The 21280-nt window shown below is 70.9% G+C and carries 22 protein-coding genes and 1 pseudogene; 9 read left to right on the top strand and 14 right to left on the bottom strand.

What is annotated here, in order from left to right:
- Positions 1-30 precede the first annotated feature (30 nt).
- From OOZ19_RS03380 to OOZ19_RS03370, 3 genes are read right to left on the bottom strand one after another with little or no spacing between them, the layout of a single operon-like run.
- Positions 31-1458: an FGGY-family carbohydrate kinase gene (locus tag OOZ19_RS03380; protein ID WP_266088099.1), complete on the bottom strand. Its 1428-nt coding sequence runs from the start codon at positions 1456-1458 to the stop codon at positions 31-33.
- Between the two features lie 9 nt (positions 1459-1467).
- Entirely contained in the window at positions 1468-2910 is a 1443-nt protein-coding gene (locus OOZ19_RS03375; protein WP_266088097.1) for an FAD-binding oxidoreductase, read from the bottom strand.
- Between the two features lie 29 nt (positions 2911-2939).
- Positions 2940-3716, bottom strand: coding sequence for an SDR family oxidoreductase (locus tag OOZ19_RS03370; RefSeq protein WP_266088095.1), 777 nt, complete (start codon positions 3714-3716; stop codon positions 2940-2942).
- 444 nt (positions 3717-4160) lie between these two features.
- Here OOZ19_RS03370 and OOZ19_RS03365 point away from each other — a divergent pair, with 444 nt between their 5' ends.
- The 4 genes from OOZ19_RS03365 to OOZ19_RS03350 all read left to right on the top strand — a co-directional run bounded on the left by OOZ19_RS03365 (position 4161) and on the right by OOZ19_RS03350 (position 7470).
- Entirely contained in the window at positions 4161-5411 is a 1251-nt protein-coding gene (locus OOZ19_RS03365) for an alcohol dehydrogenase catalytic domain-containing protein (RefSeq protein WP_266088093.1), read from the top strand.
- A complete protein-coding gene (locus OOZ19_RS03360; protein ID WP_266088091.1) occupies positions 5408-5926 on the top strand; it encodes a formaldehyde-activating enzyme in 519 nt (172 codons plus the stop codon). The genes OOZ19_RS03365 and OOZ19_RS03360 overlap by 4 nt, the downstream gene beginning before the upstream one ends.
- Before the next feature lie 126 nt (positions 5927-6052).
- Positions 6053-6598 (top strand): DUF2243 domain-containing protein, encoded by a 546-nt coding sequence (locus tag OOZ19_RS03355; RefSeq protein ID WP_266088089.1) that lies wholly within the window; start codon positions 6053-6055, stop codon positions 6596-6598.
- A complete protein-coding gene (locus tag OOZ19_RS03350) occupies positions 6598-7470 on the top strand; it encodes a cytochrome c oxidase assembly protein (protein WP_266088087.1) in 873 nt (290 codons plus the stop codon). The genes OOZ19_RS03355 and OOZ19_RS03350 overlap by 1 nt, the downstream gene beginning before the upstream one ends.
- Before the next feature lie 24 nt (positions 7471-7494).
- Here the strand turns inward: OOZ19_RS03350 and OOZ19_RS30085 are convergent, their stop codons facing one another.
- Entirely contained in the window at positions 7495-7791 is a 297-nt protein-coding gene (locus tag OOZ19_RS30085) for a hypothetical protein (protein WP_416309389.1), read from the bottom strand.
- Between OOZ19_RS30085 and OOZ19_RS03345 the strand changes: the two genes are divergently transcribed.
- Positions 7790-7984: a hypothetical protein gene (locus OOZ19_RS03345; protein WP_266088085.1), complete on the top strand. Its 195-nt coding sequence runs from the start codon at positions 7790-7792 to the stop codon at positions 7982-7984. The two genes, OOZ19_RS30085 and OOZ19_RS03345, sit on opposite strands and share 2 nt — an antisense overlap.
- Before the next feature lie 656 nt (positions 7985-8640).
- Here OOZ19_RS03345 and OOZ19_RS03340 read toward each other — a convergent pair.
- The 3 genes from OOZ19_RS03340 to OOZ19_RS03330 form a co-directional block, all read right to left on the bottom strand.
- Positions 8641-9099 (bottom strand): SRPBCC family protein, encoded by a 459-nt coding sequence (locus OOZ19_RS03340; RefSeq protein WP_266088083.1) that lies wholly within the window; start codon positions 9097-9099, stop codon positions 8641-8643.
- Between the two features lie 75 nt (positions 9100-9174).
- Entirely contained in the window at positions 9175-9537 is a 363-nt protein-coding gene (locus OOZ19_RS03335; RefSeq protein ID WP_266088081.1) for a DUF3140 domain-containing protein, read from the bottom strand.
- A 429-nt stretch (positions 9538-9966) separates the two neighbouring features.
- A complete protein-coding gene (locus OOZ19_RS03330; protein ID WP_266088079.1) occupies positions 9967-10113 on the bottom strand; it encodes a hypothetical protein in 147 nt (48 codons plus the stop codon).
- Here OOZ19_RS03330 and OOZ19_RS03325 point away from each other — a divergent pair.
- Positions 10049-10381, top strand: a pseudogene (locus OOZ19_RS03325) (PP2C family protein-serine/threonine phosphatase); the annotation flags it as partial. The gene OOZ19_RS03330 and the pseudogene OOZ19_RS03325 sit on opposite strands and share 65 nt — an antisense overlap.
- A 49-nt stretch (positions 10382-10430) precedes the next feature.
- On the opposite strand, the gene OOZ19_RS03320 reads toward OOZ19_RS03325, so the two are convergent.
- The 6 genes from OOZ19_RS03320 to OOZ19_RS03295 all read right to left on the bottom strand — a co-directional run bounded on the left by OOZ19_RS03320 (position 10431) and on the right by OOZ19_RS03295 (position 15582).
- Positions 10431-10616, bottom strand: coding sequence for a hypothetical protein (locus OOZ19_RS03320; protein ID WP_266088077.1), 186 nt, complete (start codon positions 10614-10616; stop codon positions 10431-10433).
- A 100-nt stretch (positions 10617-10716) separates the two neighbouring features.
- Entirely contained in the window at positions 10717-11100 is a 384-nt protein-coding gene (locus OOZ19_RS03315; protein WP_266088075.1) for an STAS domain-containing protein, read from the bottom strand.
- A 272-nt stretch (positions 11101-11372) separates the two neighbouring features.
- Complete coding sequence (locus tag OOZ19_RS03310) at positions 11373-12671, bottom strand: MFS transporter (protein ID WP_266088073.1); 1299 nt, start codon at positions 12669-12671, stop codon at positions 11373-11375.
- Positions 12672-12676: 5 nt separating this feature from the next.
- Positions 12677-13825, bottom strand: coding sequence for a galactonate dehydratase (gene dgoD, locus OOZ19_RS03305; RefSeq protein ID WP_266088071.1), 1149 nt, complete (start codon positions 13823-13825; stop codon positions 12677-12679).
- Between the two features lie 109 nt (positions 13826-13934).
- Positions 13935-14543, bottom strand: coding sequence for a 2-dehydro-3-deoxy-6-phosphogalactonate aldolase (locus OOZ19_RS03300; protein ID WP_266088069.1), 609 nt, complete (start codon positions 14541-14543; stop codon positions 13935-13937).
- A 43-nt stretch (positions 14544-14586) separates the two neighbouring features.
- On the bottom strand, positions 14587-15582 hold the full coding sequence (locus OOZ19_RS03295) for a 2-dehydro-3-deoxygalactonokinase (protein WP_266088067.1): 996 nt from the start codon (positions 15580-15582) through the stop codon (positions 14587-14589).
- Between the two features lie 64 nt (positions 15583-15646).
- On the opposite strand from OOZ19_RS03295, the gene OOZ19_RS03290 reads away from it, so the two are divergent.
- Positions 15647-16417: an IclR family transcriptional regulator gene (locus OOZ19_RS03290; RefSeq protein WP_266088065.1), complete on the top strand. Its 771-nt coding sequence runs from the start codon at positions 15647-15649 to the stop codon at positions 16415-16417.
- 10 nt (positions 16418-16427) lie between these two features.
- Here the strand turns inward: OOZ19_RS03290 and OOZ19_RS03285 are convergent, their stop codons facing one another.
- Positions 16428-17882 carry a carotenoid oxygenase family protein gene (locus OOZ19_RS03285; RefSeq protein WP_266088063.1) on the bottom strand — a complete coding sequence of 485 codons (1455 nt, stop codon included), beginning with the start codon at positions 17880-17882 and terminating at the stop codon, positions 16428-16430.
- Positions 17883-17952: 70 nt separating this feature from the next.
- Here OOZ19_RS03285 and OOZ19_RS03280 point away from each other — a divergent pair, with 70 nt between their 5' ends.
- Together OOZ19_RS03280 and OOZ19_RS03275 are read left to right on the top strand one after the other, a co-directional pair.
- Entirely contained in the window at positions 17953-18582 is a 630-nt protein-coding gene (locus OOZ19_RS03280; protein ID WP_266088061.1) for a TetR/AcrR family transcriptional regulator, read from the top strand.
- 480 nt (positions 18583-19062) lie between these two features.
- Positions 19063-21183 carry a glycoside hydrolase family 97 protein gene (locus OOZ19_RS03275; protein WP_266088059.1) on the top strand — a complete coding sequence of 707 codons (2121 nt, stop codon included), beginning with the start codon at positions 19063-19065 and terminating at the stop codon, positions 21181-21183.
- Positions 21184-21280: the final 97 nt, after the last annotated feature.

The following is a 21280-nucleotide window of genomic DNA, read 5'->3' as shown; positions in this document are numbered from 1 at the left end:
CCGGAGGCAGAGCGCCGCGGAACTCCCCTCTCAGCCGAAGATCCGCGCTGACCGGCGGAAGATCTCGTCGGTGTGGCGGGTGATGTCACGGTGCACTTCGCGTTGGCGCGCGTACAGCTCGTGGTGGGCCGCCGTGGGCCGGAACTCGGTGTCGACCGAGACCATCGCGCGCGCAGCCTCGTCCACGTCCGAGTGCAGGCCGAGGCCGACGCTCGCGATCAGCGCGGCGCCGAGCCCCGCCGCGTTGTTCACCGCGGGCCGAGCGGCAGGAACGCCGAACACGTCGGCGACGATGCCCATCATCACCTCGGACCCCGCGCCGCCACCGGAGACCAGCACTCGCTCGAATCCGGTGCCCAGTTCGGCCGCCATCGCCGCGGCGTGCTCGTGCATGGTCAGCGCGATGGCTTCGAGCACCGCGCGGTACAGGTGGAACCTGCCTTGCCGCCCGTCGAAACCGAGGAACGCTCCCTTGCGGTGGGGCGCGTCGACCGGCGCGAGCCAGTCCAGCACCGCCATCAGGCCGTCGCAGCCCGGCCGGACCTGCGCGGCCTGGACGTCCAGGTACTCCTCGACGCCGAGCCCGGCTTCCCGCGCCCGCCCGGTCACCTCGTCGCCGAGCAGGTCCCGCAGCCAGCTGACCGTCCACATGCCGCGCCGGATGCCACCGCTCTCGTAGAGGTAGCGGTGCGGCTCGCAGGCGAAGTTCGTCCAGAACCCGTCGGCGCCGGTGATGTTGCGCTCGCCGGTGGTCATGCTGGTGATGTAGGTGCCCAGCGAGATCAGCAGCGTGCCGGGGTCGCGCAACCCGCATCCCAGGGCTTCCACGGCCTTGTCGTTCGCGGTGGCCACCACGGGCAACCCGCTGGGCAGGCCGGTGTGCTCGGCGGCGGCCGGGGTGATCCGGCCCAACACCTCGCCCGGCATGACCAGCTCGAACAACACGTCCGGTGGCATCCCGGCCGCCTGGTGCGCCGACGGGTCCTGGGACCACTGCCAGGTGTCGGTGTCGATCGGCCAGACGCCCTGGTAGTTCGCGGCCGTGTCGCGGAACTTCCCGGTCAGCCGGTGCGTGAGGTAGCCGGCGGACGTGGTCACCCAGGCCACCGAGTCGTCCTCGTGCTCGTGCGGCCGGGAGACCCGCTCGTCCATCCAGCTCAGCACCGGCCGCGCGAGGCTCCCGTCGGCGCGCAGCAGCGCGCGGCAGAAGCGGATCGTGCACAGCCCGACACCGGCGATCTCCCGCGGGTCACCGGGAAACCCGGCCATCGCCGCGCGGCACGCGGCGCCGATCGAGGACCACAGGTCGTCGTCGGGGTGCTCGACCACACCGGGCCGCGGCGTGCGGCTCGGCCGCAGCGCCTGGCGCCCGTGGCTGACCACGGCGCCGTGCTCGTCGAAGATGGTGACCTTCGTGCTCTGCGAACCGTTGTCGATGCCGACCAGGTAGCGCGTCACGGGAACTCCTCACGCCGGGAAGATCGTGCCGCGGTTCATGATTCCGTTGGGGTCGAAGGACTCCTTGAGCCGCAACAACATCTCGTAGGCGCTGCCGTGCTCCTGCTCCGTCCACCGTGCGCGGTACTTGCCGATGCCGTGGTGGTGCACCATGGATCCGCCGTGCCGCAGCGCCTCCTCGACGATGATCGCGTTCAGCGGCTCGTGGTACTGCTCGATCTCCTCGCGGGGTTCGCAGTTGATCCGGTAGTCGTAGACGAAGTACATGTTCGTACCGGTCTGGTAGCTGTGCGAGGAGTGCCCGCCGAGCATCGTCAGGTCCTCGAAGCGCGGGAACTCGGTGCGGATCCGGTGCATGACGCTGTCGTAGATCGCGCCGATGCTCGACCAGTCCGCGGAGATCTCGGTGGTGTAGCCGAGGCGGCGTTCCGCGAGCATCGCCTGCTGCTCGGCGCGGATCTTGTCGGTCCCCCAGTTCAGGTTCTCGAACCAGGACTGGATCAGCGCCGGATCCACCAGCGTGTTCGGGTGCGCGGCGACGACCCGCTCGATCTCGGCACTGGTGGCCTCGACGATGCCCGCGGGCCCTTCGGCGACGAACACCAGCACGCAGCGGCCGTCGCTGAAGTGTGCGAAGTGCTGGTCGGCGTCCTGCTCGGAGTACACCCGCGCGACCGACGGGCGGAACCCGTTCGTGACGACCTCCCGCAGGATCGAGATCCCGGTGTGCACGTCGTCGAGCAGGTAACCGTGGAAGCGGTTGTTCTCGGGCTGGTGCTTGAACAACTTCACCGTCACCTCGGTGACGAAGCACAGCGCGCCTTCGTTGCCGATCACGACGCTGCGGATGTCCGGGCCCGCCGCCCGGCGCGGCACGTTCTTGATCCGGCTGGTGCCGCCGCCCGGGAACACCGCCTCCAGGCCGACCACCATGTCCTCGATTCCGCCGTAGAGCGTGGAGAACTGGCCGATCGACCGGGTCGCGACCAGCCCGCCCAGCTGTGCCAGCGGCTTGGACTGCGGGGAGTGGCCGGTGGTGAGGCCGTGTTCGCGCACCGCGTCCTCCAGGACCTGCAGCGGCACGCCGCACTGGGCGGTGACCTGCATGTTCTTCGGGTCGACGTGCACGATCGCGTCCATGTCGGAGCCGTCGAGCACGATCGTGCCCTCGACGGTCGTCTCCAGGCCGCCTTCGGTGCCGGTGCGGCCGGTGCGCGGGACCACGTTGATCCGGTGCTCGTCGGCGAACGCGAGCACCGCCGCGACCTGCGCGGTGTCGGCGGCGCGGACGATCGCGCAGGGCAGCGGACCGTCGAAGATGCCGTGCACCGCGGTGTACTTCTTGAAGCGGTCCACGCTGGCTTCGCGCAGCTCCTGCTCGTCGGTCACCACGCGCTGCGGTCCCGCGATGTCGTGCAGGCGCTCGACGATCCATGCGGCTGTTGCGGTCAAGGGAGTTCTCCGTTCCGGTTCGGTGCCGGTCAGCGGGTCAGGTAGCCGCCGTCGACGGCGAGCACCTGCCCGTTGACGTAGTCGGACGCGGGGCTGGCGAGGAAGACGGTCGCGCCCATCAGGTCGGCGACCTCGCCCCACCGCCCGGCGGGGATGTGGTCGAGCACCCGGCGGCTGGCCACCGGATCGGCCCGGGTCTGCTCGGTGATGGCGGTGGCGAAGTAGCCCGGCGCGATCGCGTTGACCTGGATGCCGTGCTGGGCGAGCTCGTCGCAGTAGGTCTTGGTGAAGCCCACGATCGCGTGCTTGGTCGCCGCGTAGGCGGGGGACCACTGCCCGCCCAGGAACGAGAACAGCGACGCGATGTTGATGATCTTGCCGGAGCGCTGCGCGGTCATGAACCGGGCGGCCTCCCGGCTGAGCTCGAACGGCACCGTGAGGTTGACGTCCAGCATCGGGTCCCACTCGGCCCGCCCGAACTCCGCGACTGGAGCGGTGCGGCAGATCCCGGCCGAGTTGACCAGGACGTCCACCGAACCGAGCCGGTAGACGCAGGATTCGATCGCGGCGCGCGGGCCGCCGTCCTCGGTGAGGTCGGTGGACAGGAACTCCATCCGCCGCCCGGTGGCCGCGACGAGTTCCCGCGTGGCGCCGCCGTCGTCGAGCACGCTGGGCACGAACACGTCGGCGCCCGCCTTGGCCAGCGCCAGCGTGAACGCCTGCCCCAGGCCGGTGTTCCCGCCCGTGATGACGGCGTTCTTGCCGGCGAGGGAGAACGCGTCCAGCGAGAAGTCTCGAACGTCCATCCGTTTCCTTCCGCTTTCCGGGGCGAATTCGGGCACGACGATTCCGGAGTCCGGCGGGAAACCGGCTCCGAGCGCAAAAAAAGAGAACAGTCCCCGGCGTGAGCACGGGTCGCTGTTCTCTAGGTCTCTAGCAACCGCCCGCAAGGAACTGCGGGCACATCTGAAGTTGGGGACGCCCGAGCGGCGTGCCGCCACGCTAACCAGCGCGTTCGGCCGCTGTCAAGGACCGTGCCCGGCGCTGTGCCTTCCGGGCGATTCGCCGGAGCGCTCTTGACACTCCCACTGCGGCCCTCGCAAACTTCCGGCGTCACGCCGGAATCCGTTCCAAACCTGGAACGAATCACTCCTTCCGCCTCCGGACGATCCCCGCTCGTGCTCTGACGGTCGCTGGGCCTTTCCGCGCCCATTCGGGCCGTCGTCCCCTCGGCATGAAAGCGAGCGGTCATGCGCGTCAACGCAGCCGTGCTGGAGCAGTACGGCGACCCACTGCGAATCCGGGAACTGGAGCTCGACGAACCGGGCCCGCGCGAGGTCCTGGTTCGGATCGCCGCCACCGGCGTCTGCGCCAGCGACGCCCACACCCGAGCAGACCGGATCCCGTCGCCGCTGGCGGTCGTGCTCGGCCACGAAGGAGCGGGCGTGGTGGTGGCCACCGGCTCCGAGGTCACCCACGTCGCGACGGGGGACCACGTCGCCCTGTCCTGGATGCCCAGCTGCGGGCGTTGCCGGCACTGCGAGGGCGGGCGGCCGGTGCTGTGCGCGGTCAGCGCGCCCGCGCTGCTCGGCGGAACGCTGATGGACGGTGGCGTCCGGATGCGCGACGAGGGCCGCGACGTGCACCACTACTCGTTCCTGTCCACGTTCGCCGACCACGCGGTGGCGCCCGCGGCCAGCGCCGTCCGGGTCCGCGACGACGTGCCGCTGGCGGTGGCCGCGCCCGCGCTCCCCGGCGGTGCGGCAGGCCTTCGCGGTGCTCGACGGTTGGGCGAATCGCCGGAAGGCTTGCGGATCAACGAGATCCTGCGACGCGTGGACCTGCCGAAGACCACCGCGCACCGGCTGCTGCGGACCCTCGTAAACGTCGGCGCGGTGGTGCACCGGGCCGGACCCGGCACCTACCGGATCGGCCCGGGGATGGCCGCGTACTCCCGGACCGCGGAGAACACGGGGCTGCTCGGCGCGTTCCACTCCCTCGCCGAGCGGCTGCGCGGCGGACTCGGCGAGGCGGTGCGGCTCGGAGTGCTCACCGGCACCGACGTCACCTTCATCGCGCAGGTCGGCGAGCCCGCCCGAACCCGCCGGTCGCCCGCGCACGCGTCGACCACCGGCAAGGCGCTGCTCGCCTTCGGCGGCGCGGACGAGCGCGCGGCGGTGCTCGCCCGGCACCTCGGCGCCGAGGTGGAGGACCTGCGCGCGCAACTGGCCGAGATCCGCGCGCGGGGCTACGCGGTCGAGCAGCGCGCGGGCGACGGGTGGTGCCTCGCCGCCCCGGTGCTCGGTCGCCGAGGGCGCGGGCTGGCGGCGATCAGCGTGTGCACGGCGGGCGATGCTCCGCACGAACGCGCGGACGAGCTGTTGGGGAGCGCGGCCGAGATGACCCGGCGGTTGTGGGGCGAGGCGCACCCACCGCGGCAACACGATCCGCGCCGCCCCGGAACGCGGCGCGGAGAACCGGATGACGAGGAGAGCGCATGAGCACGACCCGCCAGTTGGACGGCCGCATCGCGCAGGGCTGGGGAGGGCGCACACCCAACGGGTGCCACGTGAACGTCGTGCTGGCCGACCGGGGCAGCCCCACGGCCGCCGCGATGATGACGACCTACGCGGCCCCGGCCGAGGGCTTCACCTCGATCCTGGTGTCGGTGGGACAGGACCAGCCGTCCGACGAGGCGGTGCACCCGCCGACGCTGATGGTGAACAAGACCCGCGCGGACCCCGGCCTCATCGCAGGGGCCTGCCAGGTGGGCATCGCGCAGGGAGTGCTCGACGTGGTCGCCGCGGGAACCCTGGTGGCGGACCAGGAAACGCTGGTGTTCGTCTCGATCCGGCTCGGCCCCGACGCCGACGACGAGACGGCCGCGAAGCACTCCAGCAGAGAAGCCACCCGCAACGCCGTCGGCGAGGCCACCACCGGCCGAGATCCCGCCGCCGTCCAGCGGCTCTTCCTCGCACGCGACCGACTGGCCCACCCGTTCTACGGAGGGGACTGAGCGGGTCCTGCCCCGGCAGCGGCAGGCGTCGCGGAAGCCCCGGGGGAAGTGCCGGTCGTGATGATTGCGCATCACTTCGGCCGGGAATTCCCGGAGGTGCGGCGCGTCCGACCGGGGAGGGAACACATGGCACTCGGCGGCACGAGCGAGGCCGGGTCGGGCGGGGAACCCGTCAGCCTGCGGTTGCCGGGCATCGTGCTGGGCGCAGGGCTGGGCGGGTTCGTCGACGGCATCCTGCTGCACCAGGTCTTGCAGTGGCACCACATGTTGAGCAGCACGAACAGCGACCACATCGGGGTGAGGTACTACGACCCGGCGAGCGTGTCCGGGTTGGAGATGAACACCGTGTGGGACGGTCTTTTCCACACGGTGTGCTGGCTCGCGGTGCTGGTCGGATTGGCGCTGCTCTACTCGCGGGTGACCCGCCGCCGTCGTCGGGTGTGGGCCTCGCGCGTGTTGTGGGGGTGGGTCCTGGTCGGCTGGGGGATGTTCAACCTCGTCGAAGGCGTCGTGGACCACCACGTCCTGGGCATCCACCACGTCCGGAGCGGGCCGCACCAGTGGTGGTGGGACGTCGGATTCCTCCTCCTCGGCGCGTTGCTGGTCGTCGGGGGTCACCTGCTCCAACGCGGTGGACGGCCGATCGCTCCCGGCGGCCGGGGGAGTGCCTGATGGGCCACGAGGTGCACGGGCACGGTTCGGCCGGTGCCATCGCCGGCGTGCTGCTGCTCGCTCTCGTGCTGCTGACCGTCGTCGGCTACGCGTGCCTCGCGCACCGGGCGCGTCGGCGCAATCCCGAACGCGGGTGGAACCGGTGGCGCACCGCAGGATTCGCCACCGGAGTCGCTCTTGTGGCGGTCGCGTTGCTGCCCCCGGCGGCGACGTGGGCGCACTCCGATTTCCGCGGCCACATGGCGCAGCACGTGCTGGTGGGCATGTACGCCCCGCTCGGACTGGTGCTGGGGGCGCCGGTGACCTTGCTGCTGCGCACCATTCCTGCGGCGCGCGGGCGCGAGCTGGTCGCCGTGCTGCGCAGCGGCCCGCTCCGGCTGCTGTGCCACCCGGCGACGGCGCTGGTGCTCTCCAGCGGTGGGCTGGTCCTGGTGTACTGCACGCCGCTGCACGCCATCGCGTCGGCGCATCCGGCCGGGCATTGGCTGCTGAACGCCCACTTCCTGCTTTCCGGCTGCCTCTTCGCCCACGCCATCGCGGGCCCCGACCCGGGGCCGGACCGGCCGGGGGTGCGAGTCCGCCTGGTCTACCTCGGCTGCGCCATCGCGGTGCACGCGATCATCGCGCAACTGGTGTACGGCGGCTGGACGGCCGTTCGAGCTCCTGCCGCAGAGGTCCGAGCGGGTGCGGAGATCATGTACTACTTCGGCGACATCGCCGAACTCCTGCTCGCCGCGTCCCTCGTGGCGACGTGGCATCCGGACCGCCCGCAGATCACTTCGCCGCGTTCGCCCCGGACGGCCCTGCGCCGACGCGCCACCACGCGCTGCGCCCCGCACGTTCTCCGGCACCTCCAGCGGAGCGGTGATTGAGCGGGTCGGCCGCCGTCCCGCGCGTCACGCGCACCGCCGACACGCCTTGAGCCCGCCTGAGGGCGAACGCCGCTGGGGAGCAACGAGGTGATGCGGTCGACTTCCGTCCACTGAGGACGGCGTCCCGTACTGCGGAAGCCGCCGATCACTGCCCTTGGCAGGGTGCGGCGCCACCCGCGTCAGCGTTGATCGCCCCCGGGAAGCCAGCCGGTTTCCACGACCTCGGCGGCGATGTCCCGTCCGGAGCTCGACGTTGCGCGACTGGGAGCTCTTCTGCAGCATCTCGAACGCGTCGGCCCTGGAGATCTTGCAGCGGTGCATGAGAACACCCATCGCTTCGCCGATGCCCTGGCGCGTCGCAACGGCCTCGTGCAACTGCGCGTCGTTGCGGGCGCTGGCGAAGGCGACCGACGCAGGAGAGGCGAAGATCCATCCCGTCGTCCCGGACCGCTGCGTGAACGAATCCGTCTTCGACGAGTACATGTTGAGCATGCCGAGGCTCTCCCGGTGGTGAAGAGCAGGAAACCCATCCTGCTGCCGACGCCGAGAGGGCACGCCTCGGGGACGTAGGACGGCCACCGATCTCCGCTGGCGCCCATGTCGGTGACTCGCAAGATCTCCCGCTTCTGGCCGGCCGCGTCGAAGCGGGGCCCTCGCCCAGCCTCGTCTGGATGCGGTTCGACTCCGGGCCCACCTCATTGGTGGCGGCAAGGGTGTTGAGCCGCCGATCGCGGTTCAGCACCACGATGCTGGCTGCCTCGCACCCGTCGACCACGCCCAGCGCGTGGGAAACGATGCCGTCCAGCGTGCTGTTCACCGACTCGTGGGCGAGCAGATCTCTGGCCATGTGCGCCAGCGAAGTCGCCAACTCCGCCATCACGAGGTCAGCCCTCTCGCCATGCTCAACGCCCCTCTCGCAACCGCGAACAGCCGGCGAGCCGAATCTACCCGAGACCGAGATGGTCTCCGCGGCGAAGCGTGGGACGGCCGACTTCGACGGGTGCCGGGGTCGCTGACGCGTGATCAACGGCGGGGGTCGGAATCCGTACCACCGCGGCAAAAGCGGTCCAGCACTCCTCACAACTGCCGCGGAATGCTGGACCGCCGCACATCGTCGATCGTGTTTCGATCGGCTGGTTGGCCGAGATCAGATGCCGAGCCGTCCGCGCGTCAGCGAGTGGGGCTCGAGTTCTCCATGAGTTCCTTGAAGGAATCGAGAGCGCGTTCGACCTTCTGCTGCGGATCGGCGAACAGAGCGGCCACCGCCTCGGTCATGGCCCCGCCAGGTGGTTCGTACTGCAAGCTGACTTCCACACCGGTCGTGTCGCCGTGGTCGTCGAAGCGGACGGCTCCCGCGGTGGACACGGTGTTGGACTTCTCCGTGCCTGCCTCCACCGATTTCCACGCGACCTTGCGGCCCGGCTCGTCATCGACGATCCGCGCGTCCCACTCGACGCTCTTGCCCGCGGGCCCGGAGACCACCCAGTGCGTCAGGTCCGCTTCACCGCTGCGCGGCTCCACTCGTTGCACGTCGGGGAAGATCTCCGGCACGTGCGTCAACGGCCGCCACCAGTCGTAACAGCGCTGAGCCGGGGCCTGGATCTCTAGGTAATGTGCTACTGAACCCATCGGAATCCCTTTCCGTACGCGGCTTCCGGTTCTCCTCGGCCTACCCGTCCGAGCCGGTGCCGACACACCCGCGAATCAGCTGGCGGGTCCGTAGCGGATGGGTTCGTCGGCCTCGGCGAGCTCGATCTCCGCGGTCGCCTGGACGAGTTCCAGGAGCGCAGGGTCGAGTCCGGGGGAGAACTCCTCCGGGCGTGGTTCGGCGATCTCGCCGGGCACTCCTTCCGGTGCTTGTGCGGTGCGCAGGGTGCTGCCGGGACCCGAGGGGCCGGAGTCCGATTGCCCGGCGGTCTTCGACTCGTCGGTGGCGAGCCACTGTTCGAGCTGCTTCGGGGTCATGTTGACCAGCCGCTCGAAATCGGCGATCAGGTTTTGGTCGTCTTCGCTCAGGGCGCGCGGGTGCGCGTCGTCGCGTTCGTGATCTTGCTGGTTCTCGGCCATACCTCGTGGGTGCCCGGTTTCAAGGTGCTCACCACACGTCGGCCAGGATTCGACCGGGACCGCGTCGGGCCCGTGCCGGGCGTCGGCTCTCAGCGGTACCGAGCGGTCGCCGCGACACCAGCCCGCATCCGCCCCGGGGCTCGCGGAGCGTGCTGAGCGCGGGTCGCTTCGGTCGCGACTCGCCGGGAGCAAAATGGTTCCGGCCGGGTGATCCACCCCGCCCTCCCGTACGGACTTGGCCGACGTGGTGCTGGACCGATTGGAGTTGCGGGCATCGGCCCTGTCCGCCCTGCGGGAGGAACGCGAAGGGCGCAGGCAGGTCGAAGACTTCGCTTCCACCTTGCGACGAGTTCTGCTCCCCCCGGTTCCGGGCCTGGAGCTGGCATGTCACTACCACGCCGCCTCCAGGACCGACGTGACGGGAGATTTCTACGACGTCTTCCGCGCGGGCAGCGGGCGCTGGGCCTTCTTCCTTGGTGACGTCACGGGCCATGGCGCGTTGGCGGCCTCGGTGACCTCCCAGGTCCGCCACACGCTGCGGGCCGCCGCCCACCACGGCGATGATCCGCGGCTCATGCTGGACGAGCTGAACAACGTGCTGTTGATCGATCCCCACGTTCCCCACCACTGCACCGTCCTGTTCGGACTGATCGAACGCGCGCCGGGGGGAGGGATCGACGTGGTCCTCGCGAGTGGCGGGCATCCTCCAGCGCTGCTCCTGGACTCGCGCACCGGCGTGATCGACGAGGTCGAGCTGCCCGGCGGCATGCTCGTCGGTGCCCTCCCCGATGCGGAGTTCGTCAGCCGCGAGCTGCACCTGCGCGCAGGTCAGGCGTTGCTCCTCTACACCGACGGACTCACCGAGGCGCGTCCGGACGGCGAGTTCTTCGACGTTACCCGGCGAAGCCCACCATCTCGGCCTGCTCGGTGCTCAACCCCACGCTCGTGGCCCATGCCATCAAGGCGCGCCGCAACGAGGGGACTCGGGCGGGCTCGGCCGGTAGCGCGCGGCACGACAGCTCCGGTGCCTGGATGTCGGCGCCGAAACCGTGCGGGGCCGTGTGGCCGTCGGTGCTCATCAAGTCCGTTCCTCGGCCGACCGCAGGCTTGCGCACCACCGTTCCGCGCGTTCGCTCGCGGTCGGCCGCCGATCATCCGCTTCGGTGCGGCTGCGTCGAGCTACTTCCGCTGCAGCGCGTCGATGCGGGACTCGTGCACCGGGATCTTCCGGTCCAACGCCGTGATCTGCAGCGGTCGTGCCGTGGCGCTGGTCGGTGCGACCACCCGCACGACGGTGTCCGTGCCTGCTTGCTGGTACGCGGCCACCAGGGCCGATAGGCCCGCTGAGGCGAAGAACTCCACGTCCGTCAAATCCACGATCAACGCCGAAGGCCGCTCGTGCACCGCTGCGAGCAACTCCTGCTGGAACCGCGGCGCCGTCACCATGTCGATCTCACCTGAGGCCACGAGAACGGCCGCGTCGTCCTGCTGCTCCAGTGCAAGCCGCAGCTGGTTGCTCCCAGCGGTTCCAACGAGATCCGTCGGTGCGTCGTCTGCGGTCATACCGCCGACCCTGCTCAAATCCCCCTGACCTCCGAAAGCGATCGTGCTCACCGCTCGCGGACAACGGTGCTCGACCGTCGAAGCTGCTCGCCGCGCGCCGACCTGTGCTGCGATTCGCGTGGCGCGCCTGACCTCCACCGCGCGGAGTCCGATGTGGCCGGTCCGCGCGTGCGTTGGCCACCCCGGTTCCCCGGGCGCCCGTTCTCAGGTCGTCGACCAGCTGCGCACTCCTCGAACTCTTCGTCCGGGCCCGGGGAGGGGCTTCGGGCGCGTCAGCGCTCGGTGACCCGTTCGACTCGGCCGACGAGGACGACGTAGGACAGGATCCCGAGCAGGGTCACCGCGGTCATGTACGCGAAGGCCGGGGTGAAGCTGTCCTCGGTGACCAGGAATCCGATCACGATCGGCGTCGCGATCGACGACAGGTTGCCGATGAAGTTGAACATGCCGCCGGTGAGACCGAGCAGCCGTTCCGGTGCCAGCGCCGACACGAGCGACCACGTGATGGAGGCGAGGCCGTTGCCGAAGAACGCCACCGACAGGAACACGATCACCAGCGGTGTCGAGTCGGTGAAGCTCGCGCCCACCATCAGCGTGCTCAGCAGCAGGCCGACGACGATCGGGGCCTTGCGCGCCATGCCGAGCGACGTCCCCCGGCGCAGCAGGAAGTCCGAGACGACGCCCGAGGCCAGCACTCCGACCAGGGCGGCCACGAACGGCAGCGCGGCGAGGAAACCGGACTCGATGTAGTCCATGCCGCGGTAGTCCACCAGGTAGGTCGGGAACCAGGTGAGGAAGAACCACAACGTCGAGGTCAGGCAGAACTGGCCCAGGTAGATGCCCCACAGCTTCCGCCGCCCGAGCACGGTGGCGAGGTCGCCGCGGGTGATCCGGGCGCGCTTCGGCTGCTCGTCGACCAGGTCGACCAGGCCGCCGCCGGAGCTGATCAGCTCGACCTCGGCGGCGTTGGCCCGCGACTCGCGCGGTTCCCGGTAGGCGAGGTACCAGACGGCGCCCCAGATGATCCCGACCAGGCCGGTGAGGATGAAGACCCAGTGCCAGGACACCGCGGCCTGCAACCAGGACAGCACCGGGGTGAGCATCGCGAGGCCGATGAACTGGCCGGACGTGTAGAAGCCGATGGCGGTGGCGCGTTCCCGCTCCGGGAACCACACCGTGGCCACCCGGCTGTTGATCGGATAGGCGGGCGCCTCGAACCCGCCGACCAGCAGCCGCAGGACGATCAGCGCGACGAAGCCGCCGACCACGCCCATGAACACCGTCGCCAGTGACCACAGCACGAGGCACAGCGGGTAGAGCACGCGCGGCCGGATCCGGTCGACGAGCCAGCCCCCGGGGAGCTGCATCGCCGCGTAGGTCCAGCCGAACGCCGAGAGCAGCAGGCCCTGCTGGGCCTTGGACAGGTCCATTTCCTCGGCGATGGCGGGCAGCGCGATCGAGAGGTTCGAGCGGTCCAGGTAGTTGATCACGACGGTGCCGAACAGCAGCACCGCGATGAGCACGCGGGCGCGGGAGGCGGATCGTGCGGCCGTCGTCGCGGTGTCGGTCATGTCGCTCACCACTCCGCCACGGATCCGTCGGCGTGCCGCCACACCGGGTTGCGCCAGCGGTGGCCTTCGGCGGCGCGCTCGGCGACGTAGGGCTCGTTGATCTCGACGCCCAGTCCGGGCCCGGCCGGGATCGCGACCTGCCCGGCGTCGTAGGTGAACACCGCCGGATCGACCAGGTAGTCGAGCAGGTCGTTAGAGGTGTTGTAGTGGATGCCGAGGCTCTGCTCCTGGATCGTGGCGTTGTAGCAGCCGGCGTCGATCTGCAGGCAGGCGGCCAGCGCGATCGGCCCGAGCGGGCAGTGCAGCGCCAGGGCCACGTCGTGGGCCTCGGCCATGTGCGCGATCTTGCGGGCCTCGGTGATCCCGCCGCAGTGCGACGGGTCGGGCTGGACGATGTCCACCGCGCCGGAGGCCAGCACCGACTTGAAGTCCCACCGCGAGTACAGCCGCTCGCCCAGCGCGATCGGGATCGGCGAACCCCGCAGCACGTCGGCGAAATCGTCCAAGTGCTCGGAGAGCACCGGTTCCTCGACGAACATCAACCGGTAGGGCTCCAGTTCGCGCAGCAGCACCTTGGCCATCGGCCGGTGCACGCGGCCGTGGAAGTCCACGCCGATGCCGATGTCGGGGCCGACCGCCTCCCGCACCGCGGCGACGTTGGCCACGCACCGGTCGACCTCGGCCCAGCTGTCGAGGTACTGGAGCTCCTGGGTGCCGTTCATCTTCACCGCGGTGAAGCCGCGATCGACCACCGCGGCGGCGGCCTGCGCGGTGTCGGCGGGGCGGTCGCCGCCGATCCACGAGTAGACCTTGATCCGGTCGCGCACCCGGCCGCCGAGCAGGTCGTGCACCGGCACCCCCAGCACCTTGCCGCGGATGTCCCACAGCGCCTGGTCGATCCCGGCGAGCGCGCTCATGTGGATGCCGCCGCCCCGGTAGAACCCGCCGCGGTAGAGCACCGTCCAGAGGTCCTCGATCCGGGACGGGTCCTGGCCGATGAGGTAGTCGGAGAGCTCGTCGACCGTGGCGGCCACCGCGTCGGCGCGGCCCTCCAGGACCGGCTCGCCCCACCCGACGACGCCTTCGTCGGTCTCGATCTTCAGGAACAGCCATCGCGGCGGAACCTGATATGTCGTCATTGACGTGATCTTCATGGCTCTTCCTTCTCAGGAGAACGTTCGGGGGTGATCGCGCAGCGGGTCGTTCGGCGAGCTCTGGTGCTCATCGGCTTCGGCGCCGACGAGAACCCGCGGGCCGTGTTCCTCAGCCGGTGGCGGCGGTCCAGGCTCGGCGCAGCGCGGCTGCTCGGGCGCCGACTCGTTCGGGACCGTCGCCCGGCCGGTAGAGGGCGGAGCCCAGCCCCGCACCGCCCGCTCCGGCCGCCGCCCAGGTGGCGAGGTCGGTCTCGTCGACGCCACCGACGGGGAGCAGTTCGACGTCGGGCGGCAGGACCGCTCGCCACGCCTTCATCCCGGCGACGCCCACCGCGTCGGCGGGGAACAGCTTGAGGTGGCGTGCTCCGGCGGCGACGGCGGCGAACGCCTCGGTCGGCGTGGCCACGCCGGGGTAGGGGCGCAGGCCCGCGTCCACCGCCGCCGCGATCACGGCGGGATCGGCGTTGGGCGCGACGACGATCCGCGCACCGGCGTCGCGGGCGCGCGGCACGTCCTCGACGTCGAGCACGGTGCCGGCGCCCACCACGCACCTGTCGCCCACGGCGACGGCCAAGCGCTCGACGGACGTGAACGGGTCCGGTGAGTTCAGCGGGACCTCGATGGCATCGACCCCGCCGTCCGCGAGGACCTCGCCGATGTCCGCCACTTCGCCGGGTGTGACGCCGCGCAGGATCGCGACCAGTCCGGTGCCTGCCACTGCCGCTCCTGTTCCTCGATGTCGTGGGGGAGTGCCGGGGTGATCAGTCATGGCCGGGTGCTCCGTTCCTCCCGCGGCGGCCCCGGATTCCGGTGGACAGCGCGATCCGCCACAGCCCGCGCGCCGCCACGTCCTCGGTGAGCGCAGTCGCGACGATGTCGTGCGCGGCCAGCGCCGCCGCGTACCGGCGGCACAGGTCCTCGGCGCCGCACAGCACCACCCGGCCGACGCCGACGGTCGGCGCGAGGTGGCCGACCTCGTCGGCGATGAGCACGCCGGAGACGTAATCGGGCACCGAGGCCGGGTCGAGCAGCCCGTCGAGCACCAGCGGCCGGGCGCCGAAGAGTTCGGTGGACAGGCCGCGCGAACGGTCGGCGGCTGCGGCGGCCAGCCCGCGGGCGAACGCCTCGTCGTCGCGGCGCGGTCCGGCGGCCGTGCGGGCGAGGATGCCGTCGGTCGTGAGCAGGCCGAACAACTCGCCCGACATCGCCGTGGCGAACGAGACCACCTCGCCGCCGGCCACCCGCACCCACTTGCCGTGCGTTCCGGGCAGCACCAGCGTGACGGGCTCGGCCGGGGAGCCTAGTGCTTCCAGCGCGCCGACGATCTGGGTCTCCTCGCCGCGGATGACGTCGCCCGGCCGACCGTCCTGGGAGGGCGTCCGCAGCCCGGGAACGAGGTGGGCGACACCGCGGCGGTGCTCGACCCGCGTGAGCGCGTCGGCGCCGAAGCGGAGCTCGGCGGGAACGGTGAGGTAGCCCGCCTCGGCCCAGCCCTGCGCGCTGCCGACCATGCCGCACGCGAGCACCGGCAGCTCCGGGTGCGCGGTGACCCACTCGCCGCACGCCGACCAGAAGGCGGCCTCGTACGCGCGGGCCCGCGCTCCGGCGTCGCGGACGTCGAGGCCCGCCGTGGTCGGCAGCAGGCCCAGCTCGGGACGGCGCGTGGCGAGGATTCCGCCCTCGTCGTCGAGCAGCCAGGCGCGCTGGGCGGTGGTCCCCCAATCGAGCGCGATCAGGCTCGGAGCGGCGTCGGTCATGGGCGGAACTGTGCGAGATGGTTCCCGATAATGCGAACATGGTCCCGATATGTAGGATCACGCCATGGCTTCCGAGGATCCCGCCGACCTGCCGGGCACCCGGACGCTGGCCAGGGGGCTCGCCGTGGTCCGGGCCGTCGCCGACGGCGCCACCGACCTGCGCGCCCTCGTCGAGCGCACCGGCCTGGGCCGCAGCACCGCGCACCGGCTGGCGCAGCTGCTGGTCCGGGAGGGATACCTGCGGACCGGCCGGGACGGCTACGCGCTCGGGCCGACGTTGATCGAACTCGGATTCCAGGCGCTGCACGGCAATCCGCTGCCGGTGGTGGCCCGGCCCGTGCTGGAGGAGCTCTCCGAGCAGTTGCAGGACACCGTGCACCTCGCCGTGCGCGACGGCTCCACGGTGCTCTACCTCGACAAGCTGCCCGGTTCCAGGGGTGCGGAGATGCGCTCGCGCATCGGGCACCGGATGCCGCTGACCCGCACCGGCGTCGGCATGGCGCTGCTGCTGGACTCGCCGCACGAGTGGGAACCGCTGTACGAGGCCGAAACCCCGGTGGAACCCGGCGTGGCGCGCGGCGGCGACATCGACGCGTTCACCGCCAGGATGCGCGAGTACGTCGACACGCAGGTGGCGATGGACACCGAGGACAACGAGCCGGGCATCCGCTGCGTCGCGGCACCGGTCCGCGACGCGGCGGGCGCCTTGGTCGGCGCGATCAGCGTGTCGGCGACCCGGCCGTACATGCCCGCCGCCCGCATGCGCGGCTTGGTGAAGGTCGTCGGCCGCAGCGCCCGGGGGATCTCCGCGGCCTTGGGGCATCGCACGCCGTGACCGCGGCCCGTCATCCGCCGGTGGGGAGCCAGTTCCCGTGGAATCCGTTGGGCACCCTGGTGGGCAGGTGCACCGCGGCGACGGTCTCCAGGTCGGCCGCGTCGAGGATCAGCAGGTCGCTGCGGGACTCCGCCTTGTCGTGGAGCAAGCCCATGAGGACCCCGTTGTCCTCGGCGGATTCCGGGGTGCGGGGTTCGAAGACGAACTCGCCGATCTCCGTGCCGCGCTCGAACTCCCGTACCGTGGTCCTGCCCACCCGCAGGTCGTGCTTGAGCAGGGTGGAGCCCTGCTCCAGCCCTCGTCCGACCGCGGGCGCGTAGCCGTAGCGGTGCCGCCGCCCGAGGAGTCGTTCGTCGACCCGGGGGAACTCCTGAGCTCGATCGTCGAGGCGTTCCTCGCGCACCGTCCCGCCGGTGAGGTCCACGGTCCAGCGGTCCAGCACGGGCGGTCCCTCGTCGGGGCCGCGTCGGTCGGTGTCGAACATCTTCGGGTGCCGCACCACGTCGAGCACCACGTTCGCGCCGTCGTCGTAGGCGTTCATGGGGTGGAACACGTAGCACGGTTCGACCTCGAACCAGCGCACGTCGGCGTTGCCGCCTTCGCGCGGCATGACACCGACCCGCGCCGGATAGCGCGGATCCCAGCGGTACGGGAACCCGGTGTTCGCGCCGCCCCGGCCTGCGGCCATCGCGGCGATCGGGTCGGGCACCCGGACCTTGCCGATGATCGCCGAGAGCACCAGTTGCGCCGGCCTGCGCAGCAGGGGCGGCACCGTGGCCCGCGAAACCGCCCGGACGTCGAAGGTGACGGGTAAGTCGTAGAACACCACGTGGTTCTCGGTCAGCGAGAAGTCGTGCATCATCGGCGAGCCGGTGACCTCGACGTCGACGCTGCGCCTGCACCGCCCGTCGACGCCGATGACCGAGTACTGCACGGTGTTGCCGCGGCCGAAGGAGTACGAGACGGCGTGCAGCTCGCCGGTGCCGGGATCCCGCTTGGGGTGGGCGGTGTAGCCGCCGGTCAGGGTGCCGTCGAAGTCGCACGGGCCGACGGTGTCGAGCTCGTCGGTGAGCTCGTAGTTCGCGGCGCCGCCTTCGATGAGCGCCAGGGTGCGCCCGGCGTGCCCGATGACGTTGGTGTTCGCGCCGAGCGCGTTCAGCCCGGCTCGGTGCTTCCGGTTGCGGGGAAGGGATTCGCCGAGCCGTGCCGCGACGCCCGGCGAGCGCACCCACCGGTTCCGGTACCACTCGGCGCGGCCGTCGCGCAGCCGGAGGCCGTGCACCATCCCGTCGCCCATGAACCAGTGGTAGGTGGCCGGGTCGACCTCGCCGAGCGGGTTGGGGCCGTTGCGGACGTAGCGCCCGTCGAGGTGTTCCGGGATCGAGCCCGTGACCGCCATCTCGGTCAGCGTGTGCTCGTGCGTGACGGGGGCGAAGTTGCCGTTCAGGTAGGGGTTGCCGCTCATGATCGAGCTCCATCCTGTCCATAACGCGGTTATATAGTTAACATAACGGCGTTATAGGAGGTTGGCAAGAGTGAGCACCACGGGGAAGGACGGCGCGGGCATGCGGGACCGGCTGGTGGAAGCCGCGGTACGACTGCTCGCCGAAGAAGGCCCGGCGGTGCTGCAGGCCCGCCGGCTCGCGCGCGAGGTCGACGCGTCGACGATGGCCGTCTACCACTACTTCGGCGGTATGCCGCAACTGCTCGCCGCGGTCGTCGACGAGGGCTTCCGGCGACTGGACGTCCGGCTCGCGGCGGTACCGAGCACCGACGACGCCGTCACCGACCTGGGCGGGCTGGCGCTGGCCTACCGCGCCGCCGCCCGGGACAACCCCCACCTCTACGACCTGATGTTCGGCCTTCCGGCTTCCGGGGGCGCGCCCCCCGGCGAGTCGGAGGTGGCCGAGCGCGCCTACGGGCATCTCGTGGCCGCCGCCGACCGGGTCGCTCGCGCCGGTCGGATTCGGGAGCAGGAACCGGCCCGCGCCGCCGCGCAGCTGTGGAGCATGCTGCACGGCTACGTCACCCTCGAGCTGTCCGGGCACTTCGACCGGTTCGACGACCTCGACCAGGTGTTCATTCCCATGGCCACCAACCTGATCGTCGGCCTCGGGGACGCGCCCGATCGCGCCGCGCGTTCCTGGGCCCGGATCCAGCACTGAGGGCCCGCCTGGGAACCAGGTCCGCGTTGCTGGTCGCTCGGCGGAACCTCAGCGGCTTCCTCGCGGCGGAATCGATCTCTCCTGCGCGCCGTGCACGGCGGGATCGCTGTCCTCGCGAGGAAGCCGCTGAGCACCCGCCGGTGGTCGGCTTGCTCGGGCTGGTCACTGCTCAGCGGCTCCGCCGCTGACAACGCAGACCGAGAACGCTGCTCACCTGGAACGAACAGGTTCAAGGACGAGCAGGTTCCCTCGTCGGCGGCTCGTGCGACCGGCGTCCACTGAGGACTGATCGGTGACCGGGCGGGTCGCCCGGATGTCGCATTGACGTGCTCGTTGCCTTGACCGGTCCCGCGGTCGGCTGAACACTGGCCGCCGGTCTTGATCGAATCGTTTCGACCCGCCTCCGGCCGAGCCCGCGGCGGATCGCCCCGCGGCGGACGCGCGGACGAGCCGGTGGCGCAACGACGACGAAGGGGTCGCATGTCCACGAACGAGATCGACCGGCGCACTTTCGGCAAGGCGGCGGGCATCGCCGGATTCACCGCACTGGTCTGGAGCCCGGGAACCGCGGCACAAGCGGCGGGCGAGCCGATCGCGACGAGCTCTCCCGACGGCTCGATCACCGCGCACTTCCGGTTGCAGGAGGGGACACCGCAGTACCGCATCACCCGCGGAACGCAGGTCGTGCTCGACTGGTCGGGCATGGGATTCGAACTCGGCGACCGGCGCTTGGGCGAGGCCGCGGAGCTGGTGGGCACCGCCCGCGACGAGCTGGACGAGACCTGGCGGCCGGTGTGGGGTTCGTCGGCCGAGGTCCGCAGCCACTGCCGCAGCACCGTGGTGCGGCTCCGCGAGCAGATCGAGTTCGACGTCGAGTTCCGCGTGTTCGACGACGGCGCGGGATTCCGCTACTTCTTCCCGCAGCAGCCCGAGCTTGGGGATTTCGAGGTGCTCGACGAGCACACCGAATTCCGCTTCACCGCCGACCACACCGCCTGGTCCACCCCGGCCAACTACGACTCGGTCGAATACCTCTACACCGAGACGGCCCTGAGCGGTGCCGGGCGGCTGCACCCCTGGCAGGAGCCCCGCGACGACGCCGAGCGGCTCGGCGACCTCGCGACGCCGCTGACGGTGCGGGTCGCCGACGACCTGTACCTCGCGGTGCACGAGGCCGCGCTGCTGAGCTACCCGGACATGACACTCGCCAAGATCGACGGCGGACCGGGGTTGCGCAGCGCGCTGGTGCCGCGCAAGGGCGAAGGGCGGCGGAAGGCGTTGCTGCGCACGCCCTTCCCGACTCCGTGGCGGGCGTTCCTGATCGGCCGGGAGCCGGGTGCCCTGGTCGAATCGAACCTGGTGCTCAACCTCAACGAGCCTTGCGCGATCGAGGACACCGCCTGGATCAAGCCCGGCAAGTTCCTCGGCGTGTGGTGGGAGATCCACAAGGGCCGCAACACCTGGATCGAGGGCCCGGACCTGGGCGCGAGCACGGAGAACGTGCTGCGCGCGGTGGATTTCGCCGCGGACAACGGGATTCCCTACGTGCTCGCCGAAGGCTGGAACAAGGGCTGGAAGACCGGCGGCGACTTCGGTGACGACCAGGACTTCCTGACCCCGAACGCGCAGCTGGACCTGCAGCGGGTGCTCGACCACTGCAGCGAGCGCGGCGTGGCGTTCCTCGCGCACAACGAGACCGGTGGCGGCATCGACAACTACGAGCGGCAGCTCGACCAGGCCTTCGCCCTGTACGCCGAGCTCGGGATGCCGGGCGTGAAGACGGGCTACGCCGGGGACATCGACGCGCACCACCACCACGACCAGTGGATGGTGGAGCACTACCAGCGGGTGATCCACAAGGCCGCGCAGCACCGGCTGCTGATCAACGCGCACGAGCCGATCAAGGGCACCGGCATCGAGCGGACCTACCCGAACTTCGTCTCCCGAGAAGGCGCCCGCGGCATCGAGTACGACGCGTGGTCGCAGGGGAACCCGCCGGAGCACACGGTCACGTTGCCGTTCACCACCATGCTGGCCGGGCCGTTCGACTACACGCCGGGGATCTTCGACATCACCTGGTTCCCGCCGCAGAGCCCGCAAGACGACCACGGTGAGAGCAACGACGGCACCCGCGTGCACACGACCCGCGCGCACCAGCTCGCGCTGTACCCGGTGCTGCTGAGCGGGTTGCAGCAGCTCGCGGACGTGCCGGAGCACTACGAGGGCGTGCCGGAGTTCGAGTTCCTGCGGCAGGTCCCGGTGTCCTGGGACGAGACCCGCGTGCTGCACGGCGAGATCGGCGACTTCATCACGATGGCGCGGCGCAGCGGCGCGGCGTGGTTCGTGGGCTCGCTGACCGACGAGCAGGAGCGGACGCTGGAGATTCCGCTGGACTTCCTCGGCGCGGGCCGGTTCGTGGCGCACTTCTACCGCGACGCTCCCGGAACCGACGTCGAGACCAACCCGAACGAGGTGGAGATCGACCACCGCCTGGTCGACGCGAGCACCGTGATCCGCGCCGAGCTCGCCGGAGGTGGCGGCCACGCCCTGCACCTCGCGCCCGCGGGGGAGGACGACGCGCAGCTGCCCGAGTACCGGTGACCGGCCGCGGGCGCGTGCGTCGGATCGGCGGCACGCGCCCGCGGTCGTCCGCGCCGAGGGCGGCACGTCCACCACCGGCGACGACCTGCACCGATTC

Origin of the sequence: Saccharopolyspora sp. NFXS83, assembly GCF_026241095.1 — a bacterium.
In the GTDB taxonomy this organism is placed as follows: domain Bacteria; phylum Actinomycetota; class Actinomycetes; order Mycobacteriales; family Pseudonocardiaceae; genus Saccharopolyspora_C.
Note: the sequence above shows the minus strand (reverse complement) of the source record. Positions and strands in the feature narration are given on the sequence as shown.